At 58.4% G+C, this 6,596-nt stretch carries 7 protein-coding genes; 6 read left to right on the forward strand and 1 reads right to left on the reverse strand.

Features of this window, described 5'->3' with window-relative positions:
- Positions 1-45: 45 nt before the first annotated feature.
- From QMX91_RS14725 to QMX91_RS14750, 6 genes are all read left to right on the forward strand, one after another.
- A complete protein-coding gene (locus QMX91_RS14725) occupies positions 46-636 on the forward strand; it encodes a TetR/AcrR family transcriptional regulator (protein WP_003465041.1) in 591 nt (196 codons plus the stop codon).
- Positions 637-726: 90 nt separating this feature from the next.
- Complete coding sequence (locus tag QMX91_RS14730) at positions 727-1,428, forward strand: cysteine hydrolase (protein WP_003465039.1); 702 nt, start codon at positions 727-729, stop codon at positions 1,426-1,428.
- 54 nt (positions 1,429-1,482) lie between these two features.
- Positions 1,483-1,707 carry a DUF2798 domain-containing protein gene (locus QMX91_RS14735; RefSeq protein ID WP_003465037.1) on the forward strand — a complete coding sequence of 75 codons (225 nt, stop codon included), beginning with the start codon at positions 1,483-1,485 and terminating at the stop codon, positions 1,705-1,707.
- A 280-nt stretch (positions 1,708-1,987) separates the two neighbouring features.
- Entirely contained in the window at positions 1,988-3,040 is a 1,053-nt protein-coding gene (locus tag QMX91_RS14740; RefSeq protein ID WP_003465034.1) for an ABC transporter substrate-binding protein, read from the forward strand.
- 325 nt (positions 3,041-3,365) lie between these two features.
- Positions 3,366-4,295, forward strand: coding sequence for an ABC transporter permease (locus QMX91_RS14745; protein WP_003465031.1), 930 nt, complete (start codon positions 3,366-3,368; stop codon positions 4,293-4,295).
- The gene (locus tag QMX91_RS14750; RefSeq protein ID WP_003465028.1) at positions 4,296-5,090 is read left to right on the forward strand and encodes an ABC transporter permease; all 795 of its coding nucleotides are present in this window, start codon (positions 4,296-4,298) and stop codon (positions 5,088-5,090) included.
- 349 nt (positions 5,091-5,439) lie between these two features.
- Here the strand turns inward: QMX91_RS14750 and QMX91_RS14755 are convergent, their stop codons facing one another.
- Entirely contained in the window at positions 5,440-6,441 is a 1,002-nt protein-coding gene (locus QMX91_RS14755) for a HAMP domain-containing methyl-accepting chemotaxis protein (protein ID WP_349016835.1), read from the reverse strand.
- Positions 6,442-6,596: the final 155 nt, after the last annotated feature.

Here is a 6,596-nt window from a genome sequence, read left to right on the forward strand (position 1 = left end):
ACCAGTTAGTTTATTAAAACTTTCTCATCACTGGATGTCTCTGTCATGGCTCGCCCGGTCAACCTCGAAGTCAGATCCCGTTTGCTGTCGATTGGCCGCCAGGTGGTTCACAACCGTGGCTTCAACGGCTGCGGCGTCCAGGACATCACCGCCGCTGCCGAGATTCCCAAGGGCTCTTTCTACAACTACTTCGCCAGCAAGGAAGACTTCGCGGCAGAGATCCTCGAGGAATACTGGACCTCGATCGAAACCCGCCACGGGCCGATCTTCTACGACGCCCGGGTCAAGCCGCTGGAGCGCATCGGCCAGTTCTTCCAGGCCCTGGTGCTCGAGCACGGCGAGCATGAATACAGCCTGGGTTGCCTGATTGGCAACCTGTCCCTGGAAATGTCCAATGGCAGCGAACAAACCCGCAAGCGTCTGGCCGATGTGCTGGCGCGCTGGGAAGGTTTGCTCGCGAGCTGCCTGCGTGAAGCGCAGCAGCGCCGCGAACTCTCTGAAACTCACGACGCCGAAGCGCTGGCCAGTGTCATCGTCGAAGGCTGGGAAGGTGCGGTCATGCGCGGCAAGGTCCTGCGCGACGGTGCACCTCTGCAGCGTTTCGTATCGATGGTCTTGCCTCGGCTATTGGAGTGAGTTTTTTTTCCTCATTAATAAGACGACTGGTCATTTATATAAAGCAACATTCACGTCTCATCCACGCAAGCACCCAAGAGGTAAATCGTCATGAGCCATCTGTACGCCGACCCCGCCGAACCCGCACTGCCTGCCACTGGTTTCAAGCTCGACCTGAGCAAAGCCGCCCTGGTGGTCATCGACCCACAGAACGACTTCCTCAGCCCTGCCGGCGCCAGTTGGGCGGTGTTCGGTGAGAGCATCGTCGAGAACAACACCGTCGAAAACCTGGAAAAACTGTTCAAGGCCTTCAAGGCTCACGACCTGCCCGTGGCCGTGTCGCCACACTATTACTACCCGCACGACCACGACTGGCATTTTGGCGGTCCGCTGGAAAAGGTCATGCACAGCATCTGCATGTTCGATCGCAAGGGACCGAACACCCTGGAAAACTTCGAAGGCTCCGGCGCCGATTTCCTCGAGATCTACAAGCCGTACATTCTCGACGGCGAGACCATCATCGCCTCGCCGCACAAGGTCTACGGCCCGGAAACCAACGACCTGGCGCTGCAATTGCGCAAGAAAGGCGTGTCGCAGATCATCCTCGCCGGCATGGCGGCCAACCTTTGCGTGGAATCACACCTGCGCGAACTGCTCGAACAGGGCTTTGAAATAGTCGTGGTACGCGACGCCACCGCCGGCCCGCGCCTGCCGGATGGCGACGGCTACCTGGCGGCCATCATCAATTACCGCTTCCTCGCCCACGGGCTGTGGACCACCGAAGAGACTATCGCGCAACTGCAACCGGCTTGATCGTGCCCGAGCGGCCGGGCATCGCGCCCCCCCGCTCTTTCTCGAGAACCCCCGATGAAAATCCCCGCCCGTTATGAGCATTTCGTTTTCGGCGTCGTTCAATCCGGCCTGACCTGCGCGGTCGCGGCCGCCATCGCCACCACACCCCATGCGCTCGACCTGGCCTTTGCCGGCCGCTGGTTGAACGCGTGGGCGCTGTCGTGGGTATCGATGTTGCCGGTGGTGGTGCTGGCGGCGCCGATGATTCGGCGCGTGGTGAGGCGGATGACGGTGGGCTGAATGACTTGGCTATGACTCACCCAACACACCGCCATCGCGAGCATGCTCGCTCCTACCGGGGGCTTCGGGGCTGCTCGCGACAGGCGCGCAAGCCCGCACCCGACGCACGAAATACTGTGCCCGTTCGCATTTTCGCAATAAACCACTTTTCATCCGCGCATTTGTAGCCGCTTCGTTCACGGACAAGCCGGTACATTAGACCTCCATGGTCCCGCAGAGCGACCGACAACAAAACCTACAGCTCGCCCAAGAAAATCTGCCAACCATTCGGAGTCTTTCCATGAGCACATTGCGCACTACAGCTTTCCAACTCGCGAGTCTGGCCCTGTTCATCGGTAGCGCCACCCAGGCCATGGCCGAGGACATCACGTTCGTATCCCAGGGCGGTGCTTATCAGGAAGCCCAGAGCAAGGCGATCCTGGAGCCTGCGGCGAAAAAGCTCGGTCTGACGCTCAAACAGGACAGCTCGCCCAAGGCCTACCCGATCATCAAGACCCAGGTCGAGAGCGGCAAGGTCACCTGGGACGTGGTGGACCTGCCCACTGGCGACTGCATCCGTGGCGAAGCCGAAGGGCTGTTCGAGAAGCTCGACCTTGCGCTGATTCCCAATGCCGCGCAAATACCCGACAGCCTCAAGGACGAATACAGCGTCGGCTACATCAGCTACTCCACGGTGCTGGCGTATCGCACGGACGCGTTCAAAGGCGCGGACGTACCCAAGACCTGGGCCGACTTCTGGGACACCAAAAAATACCCGGGCCAGCGCTCCCTACGTAACCTGCCACGTCCAACCCTGGAAATCGCGCTGCTGGCCGATGGCGTGCCGATGGACAAGCTCTATCCGCTGGACGTCGATCGCGCCTTCCGCAAGCTTGAGCAGATCAAGCCCGACATCGCCACCTGGTGGACGTCCGGCGGGCAGTCGGCGCAGCTGATCAGCGACGGCGAAGTGGACATGATCCAGGCCTGGAACGGCCGTATCACCGCCGTACAGGCCGCCGGCGCACCCGTGGCATTCGACTACAACCAGGGTGTGCTGGAAACCAACTCGTTGTGCGTCCTCAAAGGCTCGCCGCACAAGGTGGCCGCCATGAAATTCGTCAACGAGGCCATCGATGCCAAACTGCAAGCGGCGTTGCCGATGATCATCGACTACGGCCCGCTCAACCCCGAAGCCTTCAAGACCGGGGTAATCCCGGCCGAGCGCGAGGCCAAGCTGCCTTCCGCACCCGGCAACATCTCGCGCCAGGCCCTGCTCTCGGCGCAATGGTGGGCCTCCGAAGCCGGGGTCAAGGCCGAAGAACGCTGGTTGTCCTTCGTCCAGAAAAAATAGCCATCGGCCGTTGCTGCGCCGCAGGCCAGAGGCCTCGGCGCAGGACATGCCGTCTGCCCCCGCGATTTCGACATAAAGCGCTTGCGCACCGGTCAATTGCGTCCACTTCATTCGTTGGCATCCCGGTACATTAGGCCTGAGGGTCCCGCAGAGTGACCTGTGCAGACAACTCGCGCTCGCCTCAAGTACCTGCCCACCATTGGGAGTTCTTCACATGACATTACCCGAGCACCGCACCCTGCTGTCCGCCAGGACGACTGCCACCGCCAGCGCTACCCGTCAGTGCTGGATACCCTCCAGCACTGCGCAGTGACGAGAGGTCATCATGTCCAACGCCTATCTCGCCAAATCCATGCCCGACTCCAGCGACCAGCAGCACCAGCCGCCCATGACCAGCGAAGACGCCCTGGCCCGTGAAGAACGCAAGGAGCACACCTCCATGCTGTTGCTGCTCACCCCGGCGCTGGTCATGGTCGTGGTGCTGTTGATCATGCCGCTGTGCTGGCTGGCCTTTCAGTCGGTCCAGACCGAGGAAGGGTTTTCCCTGGCCAACTACATCCGGATTTTCCAGGAAAGCATTTACTGGGACACCTTCGCCCTGACCTTCAAGATCAGTTTCCTGGTGACGATCCTGTCGATCGTCATGGGCTTCCCCATTGCCTACGCCGCTTCGCGCCTGCAGGGTTTCTGGGCCAACCTGATTCTGATCTGCGTGATCCTGCCGTTCTGGACCAGCGTGCTGGTGCGGGCCTATGCCTGGCTGGTGCTCCTGCAACGCCGCGGACTGGTCAATCAGACGCTGATGGACCTTGGCATCATCGACCAACCCCTGACGCTGATGCACAACACCACTGGCACGGTAATCGGCACCCTGCACGTCATGCTGCCCTTTATGGTCCTGCCGCTGTATTCGGTGATGAAAAAAATCCCCCAGGACCTCATGCAAGCGTCCGAGAGCCTTGGCGCCAAACCCTTCTACACCTTCCGCCGGGTCTTCCTGCCGATGGCAGCGCCGGGGGTCATGGCCGGTTCCATCCTGGTGTTCGTCATCTGCCTAGGCTTCTTCATCACCCCGGAACTGCTCGGCGGTGGCCGCACGATCCTGGTGTCGATGCTGGTGCAACGCAACGTCGAGCTCTATCACGCCTGGGGCGCAGCCAGCGCAGTCGGCCTGGTGCTGCTGTTTGTGGTGTTCCTGATCTTCTGGGGCATCAATCGCTTCATCCCCATCGAACGCATCCTGGGAGCGCGCTAAATGAACCTGCTTGCCAACCTGCGTCACCTTCGCCTGTCCCACGTGCTGTTCACGGTGCTGGTCGCGGCGATCCTGCTGTACCTGATCATCCCGGTGCTGATCGTGGTACCCATGTCGTTCTCCGAGGCGCGCTTCCTGCAATTCCCTCCCAAGCAATGGTCCTTCCACTGGTACGAGGCGTTCTTCAACAGCGTGGAGTGGATGTCGGCGGCGCGGGTCAGTCTGATCACGGCATTTTTCACCATGGCCATCAGCCTGCCGATTGGTATGGCGGCCGCCTACGCCATCAACAACTCCAGCCTGAAGGTGGTGCGTACGCTGCAGATCATCCTGCTGCTGCCGATGATGGTGCCCATCATCCTGATCGCCGCCGGCGTGTTCTTCGTTTACGCCCGGGTCGGCCTGATCAGCACGCTGACCGGCCTGGTGCTGGCGCACATCATGCTCGCCTTGCCCTACGTGATCATCGCGCTGCTGGCCGGTCTGCGTAACTTCGACATGTCCCAGGAAATGGTGGCGCGCAGCCTGGGCATGAACCGCTTTCGCGCCTTCATGGCCGTGACCCTGCCGCAGATCAAGCCCAGTGTGGTCTCGGCGACACTGTTCGCCTTCATCACCTCGCTGGATGAAACTGTGGTGGCGCTGTTCATCTCCGGCGGCGACAACCAGACTCTGACCAAGCGCATGTTCACGGCGCTGCGCGACGAGATCGATCCGACCATTGCCGCTATCAGTTCGATCCTGATCCTGGCGTCGCTGATCCTGGTGGTGATTGCCGGTCGCAACAAACAATAAGCAACAACGCACTCCCCCTCTGCAAACACACTTGCCCGCCATTGCGGGCAAGTGTGTTTTTGCGTCCTGACCACGCACGCCCATGCCGACGTGCAGCCCAGCACAGCCTGCCGTCACACGGCTTAATTCAGCATCTATCACCCGTGTCCAGGCCCATCTCGGGGGAACCGCAGAATTCGGAAAAAATCGTACGCTAAGCTAACGGTGTTCTCGTGACAGCTCTTTGACTAGGCTTTCTAAGGCCATTCTGATAGCCCTGACTTCCTGAAAAGCCATGGCTAAAATTTGTGCGGCTAAAAGGGATAACCGATGGTAAAGTAAGTTATCCCTGTCGAGATACTGAAAAGCGTTATCCTCGTTTTTCCCAAAACTGTTTTGCCAGTTCGCTCAGAGCGCTAGTTAACTGAGCGACAGATTTCGCACTTTGCAAATTATTCTGCCCGGTCTGTACATTGGTATCAGCAGCATCGCGTATATTGATAATACTGCGGTTTATGTCTTCACTTACTGCTCCCTGCTGCTCGACCGCAGTCGCTATTTGCGCGTTCATGTCGGTAATTTCGTTAACGCGTTGGCCAATTCCATCAAGAGCTGTAGCTGCTTCCTCTGCGTGAGCTACACTCGTGTGCGCTTGCCGACTACTTTGCTCCATGACTGTAACAGCGGATTGCGCTCGCTCTTGTAGAGCGCTGATCATGCTTTGAATATCCGTTGTCGATTGCTGTGTGCGAGCAGCAAGACTGCGAACCTCATCGGCGACAACAGCAAAACCACGCCCCTGCTCACCAGCACGCGCGGCCTCAATTGCTGCGTTGAGTGCCAACAAATTCGTTTGCTCGGCGATCCCTCGTATAACGTCAAGAACTTTTGATATCTCGTTACTTTTACCTTCAAGCTCATGAATAACCTGAGCGGCTTGCCTAATTTCACCTTCAAGGGCAGTGATTGACTGGCTTGTGTGGGCTACCAGACGCTGGCCAGATGCCGTCTCAGTGTCTGCTCTTCCGGCCGCATCTGCAGCATGCTGTGCATTGCTCGCAACCTCTTGAATGCTTGCCGCCATTTGGTTTACTGCCGTTGCTATTTGATCTGTCTCTGCCTGCTGCTCAACTGTAAGTACATTGCTTGACTCAATATCCTTTAGTAGGCCTCGGGTGTGTTCGCTAAGCCGATTTGATGCATCACCTATGCGACCTACTATGGCGCCTGTTTCAGCTTGCATCATTCGTAAAGCAAACTCTATTTGGCCAAACTCATCGGTGCGCCCAGTGTAGAGGGATTGACTTAATGGGTTATTGGAAATATTCCTGGCTCTTTCAACCAGTCTTCCAAGAGGAGAGAGAATAGCCAAAACACTAACAGAGCTTAAGCTTCCTGACGGCGGTTACAGGAGCTGAGTGCAACACGGTTATTGAATTGAAGCTGGAGCATCATGCCGCATAGCCATAGCTTCCTGCATCACCTCGTCCATAACCTCGATCGGACACTTGAAGTCGAAGCGCTTAC

The organism is Pseudomonas sp. PS01299, from assembly GCF_029960145.1.
Taxonomy (GTDB): Bacteria; Pseudomonadota; Gammaproteobacteria; order Pseudomonadales; family Pseudomonadaceae; genus Aquipseudomonas; species Aquipseudomonas putida_A.